At 40.7% G+C, this 18337-nt stretch carries 13 protein-coding genes; 3 read left to right on the forward strand and 10 right to left on the reverse strand.

Annotated elements, in window-relative coordinates:
• Positions 1–1151: 1151 nt before the first annotated feature.
• The 9 genes from DUT71_RS03685 to DUT71_RS03725 all read right to left on the reverse strand — a co-directional run bounded on the left by DUT71_RS03685 (position 1152) and on the right by DUT71_RS03725 (position 12760).
• Positions 1152–3314: a S9 family peptidase gene (locus tag DUT71_RS03685; RefSeq protein ID WP_113661192.1), complete on the reverse strand. Its 2163-nt coding sequence runs from the start codon at positions 3312–3314 to the stop codon at positions 1152–1154.
• A gap of 6 nt (positions 3315–3320) precedes the next feature.
• Positions 3321–5108, reverse strand: coding sequence for an LTA synthase family protein (locus DUT71_RS03690; RefSeq protein WP_240186843.1), 1788 nt, complete (start codon positions 5106–5108; stop codon positions 3321–3323).
• Positions 5109–5252: 144 nt separating this feature from the next.
• Positions 5253–5933, reverse strand: coding sequence for a hypothetical protein (locus tag DUT71_RS03695; protein ID WP_240186844.1), 681 nt, complete (start codon positions 5931–5933; stop codon positions 5253–5255).
• A 19-nt stretch (positions 5934–5952) separates the two neighbouring features.
• A complete protein-coding gene (locus DUT71_RS03700; protein WP_113661194.1) occupies positions 5953–6732 on the reverse strand; it encodes an enoyl-CoA hydratase/isomerase family protein in 780 nt (259 codons plus the stop codon).
• 5 nt (positions 6733–6737) lie between these two features.
• Positions 6738–8768 carry a ComEC/Rec2 family competence protein gene (locus tag DUT71_RS03705; RefSeq protein ID WP_113661195.1) on the reverse strand — a complete coding sequence of 677 codons (2031 nt, stop codon included), beginning with the start codon at positions 8766–8768 and terminating at the stop codon, positions 6738–6740.
• A gap of 63 nt (positions 8769–8831) precedes the next feature.
• Positions 8832–10871, reverse strand: coding sequence for a helix-hairpin-helix domain-containing protein (locus tag DUT71_RS03710; RefSeq protein WP_113661196.1), 2040 nt, complete (start codon positions 10869–10871; stop codon positions 8832–8834).
• Entirely contained in the window at positions 10861–11664 is an 804-nt protein-coding gene (locus DUT71_RS03715; RefSeq protein WP_113661197.1) for a PorV/PorQ family protein, read from the reverse strand. Before DUT71_RS03715 ends, DUT71_RS03710 begins: the two co-directional genes overlap by 11 nt.
• Positions 11665–11724: 60 nt before the next feature.
• The gene (locus DUT71_RS03720) at positions 11725–12438 is read right to left on the reverse strand and encodes a L,D-transpeptidase family protein (protein ID WP_113661198.1); all 714 of its coding nucleotides are present in this window, start codon (positions 12436–12438) and stop codon (positions 11725–11727) included.
• Positions 12425–12760, reverse strand: a complete 336-nt coding sequence (locus DUT71_RS03725) for a MerR family transcriptional regulator (RefSeq protein ID WP_113661199.1) — start codon at positions 12758–12760, stop codon at positions 12425–12427. Before DUT71_RS03725 ends, DUT71_RS03720 begins: the two co-directional genes overlap by 14 nt.
• A gap of 191 nt (positions 12761–12951) precedes the next feature.
• Between DUT71_RS03725 and alaS the strand changes: the two genes are divergently transcribed.
• Both alaS and DUT71_RS03735 read left to right on the forward strand, forming a co-directional pair.
• Positions 12952–15582, forward strand: coding sequence for an alanine--tRNA ligase (gene alaS / locus DUT71_RS03730; RefSeq protein WP_113661200.1), 2631 nt, complete (start codon positions 12952–12954; stop codon positions 15580–15582).
• Positions 15583–15600: 18 nt separating this feature from the next.
• A complete protein-coding gene (locus DUT71_RS03735) occupies positions 15601–16152 on the forward strand; it encodes a hypothetical protein (protein WP_113661201.1) in 552 nt (183 codons plus the stop codon).
• A 56-nt stretch (positions 16153–16208) separates the two neighbouring features.
• Here the strand turns inward: DUT71_RS03735 and DUT71_RS03740 are convergent, their stop codons facing one another.
• Positions 16209–16625, reverse strand: a complete 417-nt coding sequence (locus tag DUT71_RS03740; protein ID WP_113661202.1) for a hypothetical protein — start codon at positions 16623–16625, stop codon at positions 16209–16211.
• A gap of 244 nt (positions 16626–16869) precedes the next feature.
• Between DUT71_RS03740 and gatB the strand changes: the two genes are divergently transcribed.
• On the forward strand, positions 16870–18336 hold the full coding sequence (gene gatB, locus DUT71_RS03745) for an Asp-tRNA(Asn)/Glu-tRNA(Gln) amidotransferase subunit GatB (RefSeq protein ID WP_113661203.1): 1467 nt from the start codon (positions 16870–16872) through the stop codon (positions 18334–18336).
• Position 18337 lies beyond the last annotated feature (1 nt).

Below are 18337 nucleotides of genomic sequence, written 5' to 3' on the forward strand. Positions count from 1 at the left end.
TGAAAAAGGGAATTGATTGGGTTTAGTGCATTTCGTCATTGCGAGGTACGAAACAATCTTAAGCTGATTGTCGAGTGGGAATTTAAAGCAATTGCTTGGCACCTCGCAATGACGGCAACATTTATCTTTTGAAAAGGGAATTGATTGGGTTTAATCCATTTCGTCATTGCGAGGTACGAAGCAATCTTAAGCCAATTGTCGAGTGGGAATTTAAAGCAATTGCTTCGTACCTCGCAATGACGGCAACATTTATCTTTTGAAAAAGGGAATTGACTGGGTTTAGTCCATTTCGTCATTGCGAGGTACGAAGCAATCTTAAGCTGATTGTCGAGTGGGAATTTAAAGCGGTTGCTTCGCACCTCGCAATGAAGGCAACATTTATCTTTTGAAAAGGGAATTGATTGGGTTTAGTGCATTTCGTCATTGCGAGGTACGAAGCAATCTTAAGCTGATTGTCGAGTGGAAATTTAAAGCGGTTGCTTGGCACCTCGCAATGACGGCAACATTTATATTCTGAAAAAGGGAATTGATTGGGTTTAGTGCATTTCGTCATTGCGAGGTACGAAACAATCTTAAGCTGATTGTCGAGTGGGAATTTAAAGCAATTGCTTGGCACCTCGCAATGACGGCAACATTTATCTTTTGAAAAGGGAATTGATTGGGTTTAATCCATTTCGTCATTGCGAGGTACGAAGCAATCTTAAGCCAATTGTCGAGTGGGAATTTAAAGCAATTGCTTCGTACCTCGCAATGACGGCAACATTTATCTTTTGAAAAAGGGAATTGACTGGGTTTAGTCCATTTCGTCATTGCGAGGTACGAAGCAATCTTAAGCTGATTGTCGAGTGGGAATTTAAAGCGGTTGCTTCGCACCTCGCAATGAAGGCAACATTTATCTTTTGAAAAGGGAATTGATTGGGTTTAGTGCATTTCGTCATTGCGAGGTACGAAGCAGTCTTAAGCTGATTGTCGAGTGGAAATTTAAAGAGATTGCTTCGTACCTCGCAATGACGGCAACATTTATAAAAACAAAGAAGCCCGAGAATTAATCTAGGGCTTCTTTGTTTTGAACACTTAACGTGATCCGTTCCTTTTAAATACTGGGTCGTCATGCTGAATTTATTTCAGCATCAGCTTAACACTCCACTATTTTATTTACCTCCCGGAGGGCAATTTTCTTTAAGGAATTTGGTAAAAGTTAGCGCCAAATGTTCGCTGGTGCCTTCGCCTTCGCTAATGCTGTGTGTACGATTAGGATAGCTCATCATTTGGAAGTTTTTACGGTATTTTACCAATTCATTGATCAGCATTTCCGCATTCTGATAGTGTACATTGTCATCGCCGGTGCCATGTATCAACAGCAAATTGCCTTTCAAATTTTTGGCATGCGTAACCGGTGAGCCGGCCACATAGGCATCGGTAGTTGGAAAAGGAGTGCCCATGTATCGCTCCTGGTAAATGTTATCGTAAGTAAGCTGGTTGGCCACTGGAGCGATCGAAATTCCCGTTTTATAAATCTCCGGATATTGGAACAACAAATTAAGGGTAGAAGACCCACCGCCGCTCCATCCCCAAACAGCTACCCTATCTTGATCCATAAACGAATTGGTGGCTAATAACTTTTTAGCTGCCATGGCTTGGTCACGGATGTTGATTTGGCCAATGTTTTTGTAAATGGCTTTTCTCCAAGCCTTACCTTTAGGAACTGGCGCTCCTCGGTTGTCCATCGAAACATAGATATAGCCATCTTTGGCCATATCGCCTACATAAAGTCTGTTGCTTCCCGCACTGTAAACGTCTAGGGCTGTTGCCGAAGCAGGCTCTCCATATACATAAAACACTACCGGGTACTTTTTGGTTCTATCAAAGTTGTCAGGTTTCTTCATCCAACCATCAAGCTCCACGCCATCTTCGGTGGTAATTTTAAAAAACTCTACTTTGTTTTTAGCGGTTTGCTGGCTACCCACTTGGCTGGTGATGCTACCCTGCATCGTTAATGGATTGTTGGTTTTAAAGTTCATCCACTCAGATACAGGGCGTACGGTAGAGCTTTGGTAGCTATGGAGCGCAAAAGCACCAGTAGGAGAAATGCTATAGTTATGAGTTCCGGGTAAAACCGATGGCGTAACCATTTCTAATTTTCCCTTGCCATCAAGTTTGGTTTTGTAAAGATATTTTTGAGTGGCGTTGCTTGGCGAAGCGCTGAAATAAACTACACCGTTTGCTTCATCAATCAAATTCACCGCAATCACATCATAATTGCCATTGGTAATAAGTGTTGCTTTTTTATTCTCAATGTTGATTCGGTAAAGGTGTGCCCAGCCATCTTTCTCCGTTTTCAGCACAAATTCCTTGTTATTGTTGATCCAGTCAAAGTTGTCCACGGCATCTATCCAAGCCTTGTCAGATTCTTTGTAAATCTCGGTTAGCTTTTGCGTAGCTGCATTTGCCAGGAAAATGGTGCTCACATTTTGCTCACGGTTAAGTTGCTGCAAAATGATATTGTTTGAGTTAGGTACCCAATCCATTCTAGGGATATAGTGCTGTATTTCGCTACCTGGAACAGGCAGCCACTTGGTTTGCGCCGTTGCAATGTCTACTACGCCAACTTTGCAGGCCGAAGGGTCTTGTCCAACCTTTGGATATTCCACAGGTACATTGTAGGAGTAGATGGAATCAGTATTGTTGATCATCAGGAAATTGCGGATTTTTCGGGCATCTATTTGCCAGTAGGCGATAGATTTTCCATCAGGGCTCCAACGGAAACCGTCTCTACAGTCAAATTCTTCTTCGTAGGCCCAATCAAAAGTGCCATTGATTAATCTGGTAGTTCCATCGGTGGTTAATGCCTTGTTGGTACCGGTAGCAAGGTCTTCTACATAAATATTATGCCCGCTTACGTAAGCCACTTTACTGCCATCAGGCGAAAACTTGGCAAACATAAGTGACGAGGCAGGTTTGTCTTTCCCAATTTGCGTGAGCTTGTTGTTGGTCATATCTGCAACCCAATAATCGCCACGGGTATCATAGCGCCAAACCTTTTTACTATTGGTGTAAATTAAGGCTTTGGTGCCATCGTTACTCAGCTGAAAGCTTCTGATTCTGATAGCCGGTTTACCATTGGTTTGGGAAAGTAAATCGCTGCTGATAACTACCTTGCGTTCGTTTTTAGGAAGGGTAATGCTTACAATTTCTCCGCTAACGTTTTGATAATAACTATTGCCATCCTTGGCCCAGTTTATGTTTTGGGCATTGGTATTGGCCGAAAAGCCAAGCACAATGGCTATCGCCCAAATTACTTTTTTGGTGTTCATATTTGTTTATAGGTTTATAAATTGTTGGTAAACAGTTTGAAGATAGGCCTTTCCATTCTGCAACAGTTTGTTGGTTTGTTGGGCATCTTCTGGTTTGCTATTGTAAAGTACGCTTTTCCCTACGTTGTCAAAGGTTAAGGCATGGCCATTTTCAATAAAGCCGAAGCCGTTATCCCAACTGAAATAGGCAAAATTTCGGCGGTAAGGATTTAAAAGGTTTTTGCTCCATTTAAAATCTGCGGCGTTTATTTTAAGCTGCGCCAGTAAGGTTGCAGCAAGGTCCTGCTGGCTTCCCGTTTTATCAAAGTTTTTGCCCCTAAATTCATCCTTGATGACATCACCATAAAAAATAAGGGGAATATGGTAGCGTTGCGGTTCATAAACTTCATGGGTGGCCTTGGGAAGCGGATGACCATGATCGGCAATGAAAACAAACAGCGTGTTCTTATACCAAGCCTGCTTTTTGGCCTCGCTTAAATAACTGCCAATACACGAATCGGTGTAAAATGCAGTGCTTTTAAATTTCTGGATATTGTCTGTACTACCAAATTTGTACTTTACCGGCAGCTCAAAAGGCTCGTGGTTGGTTAAAGACAATAGGGTAGAAAAGAAGGGCTGTTTGGCAGTATTGGCATCCGTTAACTGTTTGTTGAAAACCAATCCGTCGTAAGCGCCCCATTTCGAATTCATATCTTTTTTGTCGAAACTATTCTTATCAATTAACTTTTTATACTGGTGCCCCAGGATAAAGGCCTTGTAGTTGTCGAATTCAGACTCTCCACCGTAATAAAACGAAGTTTGATATCCTTGTTGGTAGAGTTTTTGACTAATTGCGGGGATTTTCTGCATCTTTTCGGGCCATTTAACAATACTGCCCGTTCCCAACGTTGGAAACCCCGTTAACGAACCAATAAGGCCTTTGTCGGTACGGTTGCCCGTTGCATATATTTGGCTAAAGAAAATGCCTTTTTTAGCTAATGAATCTAAGTTGGGGGTAATGCCGTCTTCATTTCCTAGTACCTTAGTGAGGTCAGCCGTAAAGCTTTCCAAGATAAAGATCACTACATTTGGCCTGGCTGTTTTTAGGACAGATAGGGTAGTGTCTTTAGCTACTTTGTACAGGTTCTCTACTTCAAGCTCGGCTTGTTTTTGATCTTCGTAGATATAAGGGTTTTTCTTTACCTTGCTATTTGCCAAAACACTCGACATTAAGTTCCACTCGGTATTTAACGAAGCATGGTTAAGTATCTGATGATTGGAGAAAAATGCCATGCTCTGCGAATTGGGAGCAGTGCCCGTACCTCCTCTAATCAAGAGGAAATTTACTCCCAGAGTTAAAATGGCAACAATTATCTTGGCCCAAATAGGTGCTTTGGCGAAAGCAATTTCTCGTCTTACGAGCACAAAATTGAGATATAGTCCAATGCCTAGTAAAATGAGCAGTACCGATAAGGTCAAAAATATAGGTGAAGAGGCGCTCGAAGCCAATGATTCATTTGGCGTACGGATGGCAAATTCAATGGCCCTTGAGTTGACTTTGCTTCCCCATTCGCGGTAAATATTAAAATTGATGACAGATATGATACTGAAAAGCACAACCAATACCATATTGTACTTTTTGATCCAGCCAACATTAACATTCTTTCTGTTGGAAAGAAACCAGAAAGTGTAAACCAATAAGGGAATGATGGCAATATAGGCCACCATCGACAAGTCTAGCCTTAAGGCGTGGTAATAGGTAGCAAGCTTTTCTGAAAAAGGTATATTTCTTAATTTAACATGAAAGATAAACATAAAAATAAACCTGTCTATTGCGAAATAGAGCAGCCAGAACAGAAAATATCTGGCAAAAAAAATCAGACTTTTAAACATGGGCCGCTAAATTACTAAAAAACCCATAATTAAAAGTCTGATTTATATCAAGGTGCAAAAACAGAACTATTGTCCACCGCCTTGCATAGCCATAATTTCCTGCATGGTTTTAAGTTCGTAACCTTTAGGCACTTCTAAAGAAAAAGGGCCTACTTTATCTTCAAGGATATTTTTAATGGTTAAGGTTACTTTTAAGCCATTTTGAAAGGTAGTGTATTTTAACAGCGCACCTTTGATGCCTTTGAATTGATCACCGGAAAAACCTGCTGGAAGTTCTATATCATTGCTGGCCCATAACTCGTATGCACCACCTTTATCATCTTTGTAGGTGTATTTTTCGGCATTGTAGTTTCCTATTGTTTGTTTCTCGCCGGTAGCCTTAAAATCACTTAATTTAGGTGCTGCAGCTTCCGATTTTTCGATGTCCTCTTTGCTCATTTTAACTGCATATTGCATTTGCGCCATTGGAACGTCAATCAGCATTAAGCCTTTCTTATCTACAAAATCTTGTAAAATGCCTATAGTAGCTGGGCCTTGCTCCATATCTATGCGAAGCACATTGCCGTTAAATTTCACTTTTTGTTCCTTTGGCAATTGAGCAGCCATAGCTGCTTGCTCCGCTGGTAAAGAATACTCTACACCATAAATTACCGTACCTTGAGAAATTTTCTTTTGAGCGTTAGCAATGATTGCAGAGCCCACCAACAGCGCCGCTAAAAGGCCTGTTTTTACCGATTTGAACATCATATTATTTTTTTAAGTTTAGTTACCAGTTAATTTTTTCCTTTGCCAGAAAAGCCGAAATACCTTTTTTAAAGTCACCACTCTCCCTAGTTTTGGCATTTGTTTTTACCGCTTCGTTCAAGCAACTATCAAGCCAAGTATTGCTGGTATAATTAATAAGTTGCTTGGTAAGCATCAACGAATTCCCTGAAGCGTTATTGCACAAATTTAAGGTAAAATTATTTACCGTTAGAGCAATTTCTTCGGCTTTTGTTACATAGGTAATCAAATTATAGTGGAGCGCTTCTTGTGCACCAAATAACTCGCCGCTGAGCAGCAATTTTTTAGCAATGGTTTCACCAACTTTTTGTACCAAATAACAGCTCACAATAGCCGGTACAAAACCCAGCTTAACTTCTGTATAGCCAAATTTAGCTTCTGGCACTGCAAAAACAATGTCACAAATGGTTGCTAAGCCACAGCCGCCAGCAATGGCATGGCCTTCCACTTGTGCAACAACTACTTTTGGAAGCGTTCTGATCATTTCGAAAAGCTCTTTGAGTGCTGTAGAATCCCGGATGTTTTCCTCATACGAAAAATGTTGCAGCTGTTGCATATAAGCCAGATCGGCGCCTGCACTAAAAACCTCTCCACGAGCTTTAAGTACAACAACTTTGGCATTTTCATCTTCTTGTGCCTTTTTAAAAGCGGTTTTTAGTGCTTCAACCAAATCAGGGTTTAGCGCATTTCTTTTTTCAGGCCTGTTGATGGTGATTTCAGCTACCCTGTTGTTAACTTGGTATAATACCAATGAATTTTCCATAAGATTTATTTTTGGTTCAGCACTATTGCTGTATGTTTTTTAAGGACATGGATGGGCAAATTTAATAGATTAGCTTGATGCTCAAACGTCGAAATCACATAATCTTTGTTGCTGGCATCAACAATTAATGTCTTAAAGTTAATTTCCTTCTGTAAGGTTTCTATTTTTTGTTTGGTATTTTGATGAATCCAAATGAAATCAAAACGGGGTGTTTTCATTATTTTTCGATGGTTAAATGACTTGTCCAAAAGTAAAATACGTATCTGTTTGCTGATGATTTGATGATCTTGTTTGATGAAATTTGGTGCCGTAAAATCTTCATCCCATTTCACAAACTTAATGGCTTGGATATGTTTTTGGTCTAAGGCAGGTTTTACGAAAAACTCAAAATTTCTATCCGCTTTGGTCAAATCGGTAACCAATATGCAATGGTTGCTCGTGATAAAAGCTGCTGCGTAATTTTTCCTTAAACTGAAAAAAATGATTTCCGACTGTTTGGTTGCGTTTATTTTTTGAAAGCTTAACGAACTTTGCAGAACCAGCCAAATGGAAAATCCAAGAAATAAGTAGTTCTTTTTATAAGTAGAAAAACCCAAGCTCAAAAACGCAATTAACATAAATAGCAGGATGAGTTGCCATCGGTTGAGCCAAATTCCGGTAATTCCCGCAAAAGGTAGTTCCGAAATCCATTTTAGGCCACTATTGGTAAAGTTAATGAGCCATTCGAAAGCTGGAGCAATAAAGTAAATCCGTAACAGCAATAAGGCAATGCCGCTATACATTAGCAAAGTGATGGGAACAAGGATGAAAAGGTTACTAATGATAAAATATATTGGAAACTGGTGGAAATAATAGATGCTTAAGGGGAGGGTAGCCAGCTGCGCTGCCAAACTCATAGCCGTGGCTGACCATAAGCTATCGGCCCATTTGGGCTTAAAGTAAAACCAGTTGTAAATTTTGGGCTGGAAATAGATTAAACCAAATACCGCCAAAAATGATAATTGAAACCCAACGTCCCAAACCAAAAATGGATTGAATGCCAAAAGCGCAAACGCCGTAAAAGCCAACACATTGTAGCTGTTATTTCCTCTCTTTAGTTGTTTAGTAAGGATAAAAATGGTGATCATCATGGCCGAACGTAATATCGACGGAGAAAACCCTGTAAGTAGGGAGTAATACCAAATCAACCCGATGATAACCAGGTTTTTAAATATTTGACCCAGCTTTCTACTGTTTAAAAAAGATAGGCACCAGTTGAGCATCAGGTAAATGAGGCCAACGTGCATGCCTGAAACGGAAAGTGCATGTACGGTACCTGTTTTACTGTAGGCGGCCAAGGTTTCTTTGCTCAAATCAGCACGGTAGCCCAAAATTAAAGTTGCTGCCACAGCGAAAGCCTCATCATTGTGGATCAATTTTCGGTAAACATTTACCAGTTTTTTCCTGAGTGTTAGGGCATATTTATGAATGCTATTCCCTTGGTCCTGATTAAGTTTTATAAGCTGCTCCTGATTAATAAAACTTTGATGGTAAATGTTTTTGGCTGCTAGCCATTGCCTAAAATCAAACTCAGCAGGATTGTACGCCGGTTCAACGGGAAGTTGGTTGGCAGGCAACATCAACTCGTGGCCATAACCTAGCTGGATAGGATTTAAACTATCTAATTTGAGTGCAACAAGCAATTTTCCGGTACAATGTGAGGCTTTTTTGTTCAGGTACCCTTCAGTAACCGATAGCTCGAACCTTAAAATTTGATTGTTTTGCTGAGGCTCGTTGCTGATCCAGCCTTTTAAATGGGTATGTTGCTTATTGCCAAAATAACCTGGATCTAAAAAATCGGTGTGGGCTAACGTGAGGTAAAAACCTAGGCAAAAAAATAATAAATAATAAAGGCTGGCAATTGTTTTTTTAAATTGCCAGCCTTTAATTTTCTGATAATAAATGTTAGCGGATATCGAAAAGAAAATGAAAGCTATGAGCACGTAAAAGAGTACTCTAAATAAGAATGGATCTTGGAAGTGGTAGCCTAGTATCATTCCCAGGCTAAAAGGAAATAATAGTTTAACAAATACTATTTCCGATTTAAATATCAACGCATCTTAAAATTGATAACGCAACTGTATTCTCATTTCCGATTTCATTTTGCCATTTATTTCGTCCAATCCAGAGCCAACGGTTTCTACATTGTCGTAGTTGTAAAGGGCGTATCTTCCCCATAGGTCAACACGTTTGGCTAGCCTGTATTTTAAGTTGGCGTAACCCCTTAAACCTTTTCCGTTGTACAAGCCAAAAGTAAAGTTGTAAAGCACATCGTCCTCATAAGCATAAATTCTACTGTCGTAGGAGGCTGTGTTGAAATAAGCTACCCTAATGTTTCCAGATAGCCTGGATGAAAGCGGGGCGTAGCTCACATCCTGATAAGCCAAATAGCCAAATTCAGCTTTGGCGTCACCTTTTTTAAACTGTACCACTTCTACACGGTTTTGAAAACCAAATGATTTGCCTGCGGCCCATTTTACTTCAGCACGGTAGTTTTCTCTTTTAACCTCGTCCAAATAGTTGAAAGGTACGGTTAAGCTCGTATTTTGTTGTTTTACTTCGGTTTTGTACCGCAAAATAGCCCTAAATGTTTTGGTAGGCGAGTAGGTTACCTGACCTAAAAACTCGTAACCATCAGAAGGGGCATCAACCCTGAAACGCAGCCAGGGGAATTTAAAATAATCGCCATAAACCTGGATGCTCCAAATTTTGGATGGGTTGATGTTCAGGCCCGCATAAAAGCCCTTTTCATTGAAAGCTTCGCTGGCCTCGGCCGTAGCCTGATTGAAAAAGTTATGGTAGTTTTTTTGATAGTTTCTGTGCAAAACTACTGCCGAAACCGTTGAGGACAAACTTACTAAAGCGCCATTTACGTAAGCCAATCCTGCATCTAGTGATTTGCCAAATTCACCAAAAAAATAAAAGTTCTTGTAAGTATAGCTATAGTGGGCTCCCAAATTGGTCAATTCTTTTCCAGTAAAATTATGGATGCGATAAAGGCCACTTCCGGGTATAAAAGCTCTGTTGAAAGATGTGTGATAGGCTACTGCTCCAACATTTAAGGCGCTGGTTCTATATTGCAGTACACCGCCATAAACGGTTTGCTCTAAATTGTTTTTGTTGTCGATTTCAGATTGCGTACGGTGTAAGCCTGTTTCATTGATGGTGGATACGACATTTTGGCCATTTACAACAGACATAGAAGCATCTAGTTTGCGGTGCGATACAAACGGCGAAAAATCGATGTTCTTGGCAATATTTACCGTTATTGCGGCACCACGTAGAAAGGCAAACTCATTGGCCGAAGTATAAGGTCGTAAACCTACATCGCGTTTGGCCACCCCTGTGATATCTGGTGATTTGCCAAATGCAAAACCCGACCATAAGGTAAGCGCCTGGCCAAATTGCATGGTATAATCGCCCAATACAATCTTTTTGAACCTGCCCGTGTTAAGGAAGGCAATATGTCCAGACAGAAAATCAAATGGTTTTTGCTTGGGTCCGTTAAAGAAATATTCTCCAGCATCCTTTTCAAATACCAACGAAGCCGAAACTCTGTTGGAATAGGTATAACGATATCTGAATAAATACCGATCTGGCGTGCCCAAATACCTGCTGCCGGGTAGGTCGGTATAACCTTTCGATTTTTCAATAACCCGGCCATACCTCAAAATCAGATCGTTGTTCCCGTACATGAGCAGGTTTTTGCCCGTAATTTTATCTGTCGTGGCCGACTGTTCTAAGGTTACAAAAGGCAACAAGCGCTGAATAGTTTGTATGTCAAACTCAGGGATGCTTTGCAGTTCGAGCAAATCAATAAGCTTTCCGTTTTTTCTGATGTGCTCAAATAAGTTGCTGATTTGTAGCGGAGACAGGAAAACCAGCGTTTTCAGTTCTTCAGCATTAGTGTTGTTAAGGTTTATAGGGTGCTTGCGGAAATAGGTAAGACGGTCCTGCAATTCCGAGAGGTCATAATCCTCTGGAAGGTTTTCGGCAATGCTTTCAATCAAATCCTTGATCAGTTGGTCTTCCTGGGTTTGTGCCTTTGCCGCAAAACCAATCAGTAAAAAGGTAAATAATACCAATAGTTTAAAACGCATACGACAAGCCAATTTGAGGGGTGTAACCAATTTGAGGATGGCTTTGAACCGCCACATCCAATATTAATTTTTGGTAATTTAATCCAATGCCAACATATTGTTTAAACGGTTTGGCACTAATGCCACCACGTAGGCTCAATATTTCATGAAATCGATAGTCTGCGCCCACACTAACATCAAATTTTTGGTCAAAATCCTTAGACACGGTTGTGGCCACAATTACTTTGTTAGAAGGCGTATAGGTAGCCCCAAAATGTAGCGCTGTAGGGATGTGGGCGGCAATATTGCTTGATTTGTAGGTTTGCGACGAGGGGTTGCTTGCATATAGCCCCAACCCAATTTGTTTGCTCAGTACGTAATTTACGCCGGCATCAACCGAGAAAGTAGTGGCATCGCCATAATTGGTAATTTTAAGTTGGTGCAGGTTAACTTTAATCCCTATAGAAAGTTGTTCCCCAAATTTCTTGGCCAGGCCCAAGCCTGCTTTAATCTCATTATACTCGCTAATGCCGTATCGGTTAACGCTCAGTCCAGCAAAATTGCCGTTAAATGGCAGTACAAAAGCAAAATTTTGTTCGCTCAGTTCATCTCCAAATAAATAACGGGCATAATTTGCCGCTGCCGTAGGCGATTGTAGCCCGGTAATACCCGCCGGATTGGCGTTTAAGCTCCAGATATCATACAAGGCAGCACTGGCATTGCCCATGGCCGTTAAACGAGCGCCTTGGTTGTATTGCGACCAAGATTTATTAACGCTCAGAAAAATAATAATAAATAGTAAAAATTTGCGCATAGGCTGTTTGGTGTAGCCAATTTATGGTAAAATATAATATCTACAAAACAAATTGTAACGTTACTTCCTAATTTCTATGGGTGTATCCTGAAACACGAGGTTTCTAAAATTGGCCATGTCTTTATTAGAAAGTGCGATACAGCCGTTTGTCCAGTCTTTTTTCCTTTTTAAGCCTTTAGATGTGCCATGCACCATAATGTTGCTGCCCACTTGCAAGCCTTTGGCTTTGGCCCTTGCCGAGTCAACTTTATTGGGATAAGAGATATGAAAAGAATGGAAAGTGGTACCGTTCCATCTCTGCCAATCAAGAGTGTAATTGCCCTCCGGAGTTTTGCCGTCACCTTCACGTTGTTTCTGCCCGATGGGATTTGGCCCCAACGCAATCGGATAGGTTTTAACAATATTGGAATCTTTAAGCAGGTACATTTTTCGCTCGCTTTTTATCACCAATACCTTGTTTACCATATTTCTTTGGATAAACCTGGCTTCGGCATCAGCAATGACGCTTTCGTAGGTGACAGGCTTTTTATTGAGTCCCCATTTACTGCGAAGCCTAAGCATGGCTGATTTTAAAATCCAAATATAGTCTTTGGTTTTGCCGGTGGTGTCAATAATGTTTCGATAAGTTAAATACTGATCCAAGTCACTTTGCATGACCGAGTACTTTAACACGGTATCCCTAAAAAGCACTTTGTCGTTTTGTGCGTTTGATTGACAGGCGTTAAGAAAAAAGATAGATAGGATAACAAATGACCAAAAATTAGATTTCTTCATTAAGTTTAAGCAAGAAACTTTTCAAACGTTCCAGCGAATCTATAATCTTCTGGTTTTCTTTTACTTCGCCACTGTTACTTTTCATGTGTTCTTTAGCACCTTTAAGCGTAAAGCCCTTATCGTCTACCAAATGGAAAATGACCTTTAGGTTATCGATATCTTCAGGTGTAAATAGCCGGTTTCCCTTTTTGTTTTTTTTAGGTTTAAGTACGTCAAACTCTTTTTCGTAAAACCTAATCTGCGAAGCATTTACGCCAAACATTTCTGTTACTTCGCCCATTGTATAATACATTTTATTGATTTCTCTTTCCTTGTAAGGCATATTTGATGCTGATTATTAAATGATTGTAGCTTTTACTTAAAGTGTTCAAATGTAAACGGATTTTAGCAGAAAACCACAATAAAATTATAATTTTGTGCGCAAGTGGTTTGCGGGATAAGGGTTGAGGTTTAAGGTTGGATATCTTATGGCTCAAGCCTTATGCCTTGCGCCTTTTAAACCTATAAATAAAAATGACAGCGAAAGAAATAAGACAGACTTTTTTAGAGTTTTTTAAAAGCAAAGGACATCATATCGTACCCTCGGCACCTATTGTGGTGAAAAACGATCCTACCTTGATGTTTACTAATGCCGGAATGAACCAATTTAAAGATTTGTTTTTGGGAGAAGCCGCGGTAAAATATCCCCGTGTGGTGGATACCCAACGCTGTTTACGGGTTTCGGGCAAGCATAACGACTTGGAAGAAGTGGGAATTGACACCTATCACCACACCATGTTTGAAATGTTGGGCAACTGGAGTTTTGGCGACTACTTTAAAAAGGAAGCCATTGAATGGAGCTGGGAGTTGCTGACCGAAGTTTATAAAATCCCGAAAGACCAACTGTATGTTTCGGTGTTTGAAGGTGACGAAAAAGAAGGCTTGCCAAAAGATACCGAAGCTTACGAGATTTGGAAACAGTTTGTGCCCGAAGACCGAATTGTATTGGGCAATAAGAAAGATAATTTTTGGGAGATGGGAGATACCGGTCCCTGTGGCCCTTGCTCCGAAATCCATGTGGATTGCCGCAGTGCCGAAGAACGTAAAGACGGTAAAGGCAAATCGTTGGTAAATGCAGATCATCCGCAGGTAATTGAGATTTGGAACAACGTATTTATGCAGTTCAACCGTTTGAAAGACGGCTCGTTAAAACCACTTCCAAACAAACACGTTGATACAGGAATGGGATTTGAGCGTTTGGTACGTGTATTACAGGGCAAAAGCTCCAACTATGATACCGATGTTTTCCAAACCCTGATCAAACATATCTCCGAAAAATCCGGATTTGAGTATGTAGCTGGTGCAGCGCCTGGGCAGCAGGGATGGAACGAAGCAGTTGCCATGCGTGTAATGGCTGATCATATCCGTGCAATTTCTTTTGTGATTGCCGATGGACAGTTGCCTTCAAATAACAAGGCAGGCTACGTCATCCGTCGTATTTTACGTAGGGCTGTTCGTTATGCCTATACTTTTTTAAACTTTAAGGAGCCTTTCCTAAATCAATTGGTGCCAATACTAGCGGATCAGTTTAAAGGTGTTTTTGACGAGTTATACCAGCAAAAGGATTTTGTGCAAAAAGTTGTTTTAGAGGAGGAAGTTTCTTTCCTAAGAACTTTGGCTACAGGGATTCAACGCTTTGAGAAATATGAAGGAGGTAAAATAATCAATGGTGATTTCGCCTTTGAACTGTACGATACTTTTGGCTTTCCAATAGACTTGACCGACTTGATGGCCAGGGAAAAGGGACTTTCTGTGGATATGCAGGGCTTTAACAAAGCCTTGGAGGCACAGAAAAACCGGTCTCGTGCAGCAACTGCCATTGATACCGGTGACTGGATCATGGTTAATGAAGACCGGGAAACCGAATTTGTAGGTTACGATCTTACCGAGAAAGAAACCGAGATCATCAAATACCGTAAAGTAAAGGCTAAAGGCAAAGAACAATACCAGATTGTATTGGCACAAACACCTTTCTATGCCGAAAGTGGTGGTCAGGTAGGCGATACAGGAAGATTGGAAGACCATAGCCGCCAATTTTGGGTGGAAATTACCGATACCAAAAAGGAAAATGGCGTGATTGTTCATTTTGCGGATACTTTACCCGCCGACCTAGAAGGTAAATTCTGGGCGGTAATTGATGAAGATAAACGCAAGGAAACCGAAAATAATCACTCGGCTACACACCTGTTGCATGCCGCATTGAAGCAGGTTTTAGGGCATCATGTCAACCAAAAAGGTAGTTTGGTAAATTCGGATTACTTACGTTTCGACTTTTCTCATTTTGCAAAGGTAACCGATGAGGAATTGAATCAAATTGAAGATATCGTTAATGCGAAGATTCGTGAGAACATTCCTTTGAAGGAGCAAAGAAACGTACCTTATCAAGAAGCCATTGACAGTGGGGTAACCGCTTTATTTGGGGAGAAATATGGCGATTTTGTTCGTGTAATTACCTTTGACGACCATTTCTCTAAAGAACTTTGTGGCGGTACCCACGTAAAAGCTACCGGGCAAATCGGTTTCTTTAAACTTACAGCCGAATCTGCTGTGGCAGCGGGCGTGCGTAGGATAGAAGCCATCACTGGACAACGTTCGGCTTCGGTTATCCGGGAACATTTCGAATTGGTGAAACATTTAGGGGCATTATTGAACAATCCCAAAGACTTTGTTTCGGCTTTGAGTAAGGTGATTGAAGATAATGGAGCACTGAAAAAAGAAATTGAAAAAACTATTTCTGAACGTGCAGTAGCCTTAAGGACCGATTTAGAAAGTCAAATGCAAAATATTGATGGCGTGAATTTTATAGCTACCGTGGTAGATCTTCCAAATGCAGACGCTGTTAAAACTTTAGCCTATGCGGTAAAAGGTGCCGTGCAAAATTTATTCTTGGTGTTAGGGGTGGTAATCGATGGAAAGCCGCAACTTACCGTAGCTATTGACGATGAACTGATCAAAGCAAAAGGTTACAATGCCGGACAAATTGTGAGAGAGCTGGCAAAAGAAATCCAAGGCGGTGGCGGTGGACAGCCGTTTTATGCTACTGCGGGAGGTAAAGATGCTGCTGGAATGACCAGGGCAATTGAAAAAGCAAAATCCTTTTTATAACTAATACACTATTTTTAAATGAAGAAAACTTTGTTGACGCTTTGTTTGGCGGCCGTAACTGCTTTTTCCTTTGCTCAGGAAAACGCTAAAGAGTCAGAAGAAAAAGTAACTGGAAAAAACGAAATCAGGTTTAATCTCCTAAACACCATTATCGGGATACCGGAAATTAGCTATGAACGTATGTTTAATGATAATACGGGAGCCGGTATATCCGTTTTGGCCCGCATTTATGATGATTTGGATTATAATTTTGGCGTAATTCCATATTACAGGATCTACTTTGGAAACGCCAAACGAGCTTCGGGATTTTTTATTGAGGCTAACGCCGCCTTTATGCAGCTTGATGACGATAAATATTATATCTGGACTGACGGCAAGGGTAATTGGAGTTCGGTTCCGAGCGATAAAACCGTAAGCAGTTTTGGTATAGGTGCAGCTGCTGGTGGTAAATTTTTAACCAAAAGCGGTTTTGTAGGCGAAGCGTACTTTGGCTTAGGAAGGTTGTTTAATAAAAATGCAGGTTCCGAAGCTTATCCCCGAATTGGAATTACCATAGGCAAAAGATTTTAAAACCAAAAAGTCCCGCATCAGCGGGACTTTTTGGTTTCCGTTATTTCTACAATAGGTTAATGTCTTCCCTTTCCTCGTCCTTTATGATCTTTATCTTTATGCCATCCTTTATGTTTGCCATTATCATGTCTGTATCTCTCCACATAATGGGTTTGGTAAACATGGTGCCTTAAATAAGGGCGAGGCTCGTTAATCACAATTTTTCTGCCCCTGTGCAAGTCGTAACCCCTGTAAGCTCTAGGTAACGAAGTTCTGTGCACCCATCTGCTACCTTCGTAATACACGTACCTTCTGCTGGGTACATGGTAATAGGTACGGATATCAGGCATGTAGTAATACTCCACGTAATCATAGCCGCGAGGTCCCCAATTAGGCTGTAAGCCTATGTTGATATTTAAACTAACTTGAGCGTTGGCTGTTTGCAATGTTGTTGCTACTATAGCAACGGTTAACATCAGGATTAAACGTTTCATATCATTTAGTTTTTGCGTGTTGCCAAAACCTATACGAATACCGTGCCACAGTAGGCCGGTATTTTTTTACGTTACATATTTGATACATTTCGATGTTTTTTTAACGCTGTTCACATTGCTATCTGAATTTTCATGATTTTTTAGCTTTAATATGCGTATATGTGGCTCAAAATGGTTATTCGTATATAATAATCCCTATATTTGGCACAGCTAAAAAAGCTATATCTAGTAGTAAAACCTATTAATGAGTACAACAACTATCGTAAAACAAGCATCGGATTTTGAGCTGGTTTCGGGTTTAGAGATACATGTTCAGTTAAACACACAATCCAAAATATTTTGTGCTGATAGCGCTGCATTTGGCGCTGAAGCCAATGAACATATTTCGGCAGTTTCGTTGGGATTACCAGGTGCCCTGCCTAAGCTCAATAAAGAAGTGGTCGAAAAAGCCATGCGTATTGGTTTGGCGTTGAATTGCGAAATCAACCCGTATAATTTTTTCGATAGGAAAAATTATTTCTACGCTGATTTGCCCAAGGGATATCAGATTACGCAAGATAACAGCCCCATTTGCAAAAATGGCTATCTCAATGTACAGCTTGCAAACGGAACCGAGAAACGTATCGGAATCAATCGTATTCACCTAGAAGAGGACGCAGGCAAAAGCATGCACGATCAGGACGAAAACTATTCGTTTGTGGATTTAAATCGCGCTGGTGTTCCCTTGATAGAAATTGTTACAGAACCCGATATCCGCAGTGCCGAAGAAGCATCGGCTTTGCTTACTGAAATTAGACAATTAGTGCGCTTCCTAAACGTAAGCGATGGCAATATGGAAGAAGGTTCCCTACGTTGCGACGCCAATATTTCTATACGTGAAAGAGGCACTACTGCTTTTGGTACCCGTTGCGAAGTTAAAAACCTGAACTCTATCCGTAACGTGCGCAGAGCAATTGATTTTGAATTTGGAAGACAAGTGGAAGTGGTAAGTACGGGAGGGAAGATTATTCAAAGCACCTTGAATTTTGATGCCGATAAAGGGACTACATCGCCCATGCGCAGTAAAGAGGAAGCAAACGATTACCGTTATTTCCCAGATCCTGATTTGCCACCAGTAGTGATTTCGGACGAATGGCTGAACCGTATAAAAGAAGCTATGCCAACACTGCCCAAAGAACTTGCCAAGCAACTGGTTGCGGAGCTAGGGATTAATTTCTCTGAAGCAGCAGTATTGGCAGATGATCGGGAATTATACCAGTATTACAACGAAGCCAAAAAAGATATCAAGCAACCCAAAAGCTTGGTGAATTGGCTATTGGGAAGTATCAGGGCAATCCTTAATGAAAAGCAAATTGATATTGCCAACTATGCCGTAAAGCCTATACAGCTGGCTCAAACCATTAATTTGGTGGATGAAAAGAAAATCTCCCAGCAAAATGCCATCCAACAATTATTACCAGCTTTAGAAACCAAGGAGAGTGCTAGCGCAGAACAGCTGGCGCAACAACTTAACCTACTGATTGTGGAAGATACTGATGCCGTTTCAGCACTTGTTGACGAAGTATTGGCCCAATACCAAGCACAGGTAGCGGCATACAAAAAAGGAAAGAAAGGCGTTTTAGGTTTGTTTGTGGGCGAAGTAATGAAACTGGCCAAAGGAAAAGCTGATGCCAAAAAAGTAAACGAGTTGATTTTGGAAAAATTGAAATAAG

It is taken from the genome of Pedobacter nanyangensis (assembly GCF_003313505.1).
In the GTDB taxonomy this organism is placed as follows: Bacteria; Bacteroidota; Bacteroidia; order Sphingobacteriales; family Sphingobacteriaceae; genus Pedobacter; species Pedobacter nanyangensis.

Bases quoted from the DNA above. Each gene is read 5' to 3' on its own strand.
- DUT71_RS03685 (WP_113661192.1), bottom strand. From the start codon at position 3,314: ATGAACACCAAAAAAGTAATTTGGGCGATAGCCATTGTGCTTGGCTTT.
- DUT71_RS03690 (WP_240186843.1), bottom strand. From the start codon at position 5,108: ATGTTTATCTTTCATGTTAAATTAAGAAATATACCTTTTTCAGAAAAG.
- DUT71_RS03695 (WP_240186844.1), bottom strand. From the start codon at position 5,933: ATGATGTTCAAATCGGTAAAAACAGGCCTTTTAGCGGCGCTGTTGGTG.
- DUT71_RS03700 (WP_113661194.1), bottom strand. From the start codon at position 6,732: ATGGAAAATTCATTGGTATTATACCAAGTTAACAACAGGGTAGCTGAA.
- DUT71_RS03705 (WP_113661195.1), bottom strand. From the start codon at position 8,768: ATGATACTAGGCTACCACTTCCAAGATCCATTCTTATTTAGAGTACTC.
- DUT71_RS03710 (WP_113661196.1), bottom strand. From the start codon at position 10,871: ATGCGTTTTAAACTATTGGTATTATTTACCTTTTTACTGATTGGTTTT.
- DUT71_RS03715 (WP_113661197.1), bottom strand. From the start codon at position 11,664: ATGCGCAAATTTTTACTATTTATTATTATTTTTCTGAGCGTTAATAAA.
- DUT71_RS03720 (WP_113661198.1), bottom strand. From the start codon at position 12,438: ATGAAGAAATCTAATTTTTGGTCATTTGTTATCCTATCTATCTTTTTT.
- DUT71_RS03725 (WP_113661199.1), bottom strand. From the start codon at position 12,760: ATGCCTTACAAGGAAAGAGAAATCAATAAAATGTATTATACAATGGGC.
- alaS (WP_113661200.1), top strand. From the start codon at position 12,952: ATGACAGCGAAAGAAATAAGACAGACTTTTTTAGAGTTTTTTAAAAGC.
- DUT71_RS03735 (WP_113661201.1), top strand. From the start codon at position 15,601: ATGAAGAAAACTTTGTTGACGCTTTGTTTGGCGGCCGTAACTGCTTTT.
- DUT71_RS03740 (WP_113661202.1), bottom strand. From the start codon at position 16,625: ATGAAACGTTTAATCCTGATGTTAACCGTTGCTATAGTAGCAACAACA.
- gatB (WP_113661203.1), top strand. From the start codon at position 16,870: ATGAGTACAACAACTATCGTAAAACAAGCATCGGATTTTGAGCTGGTT.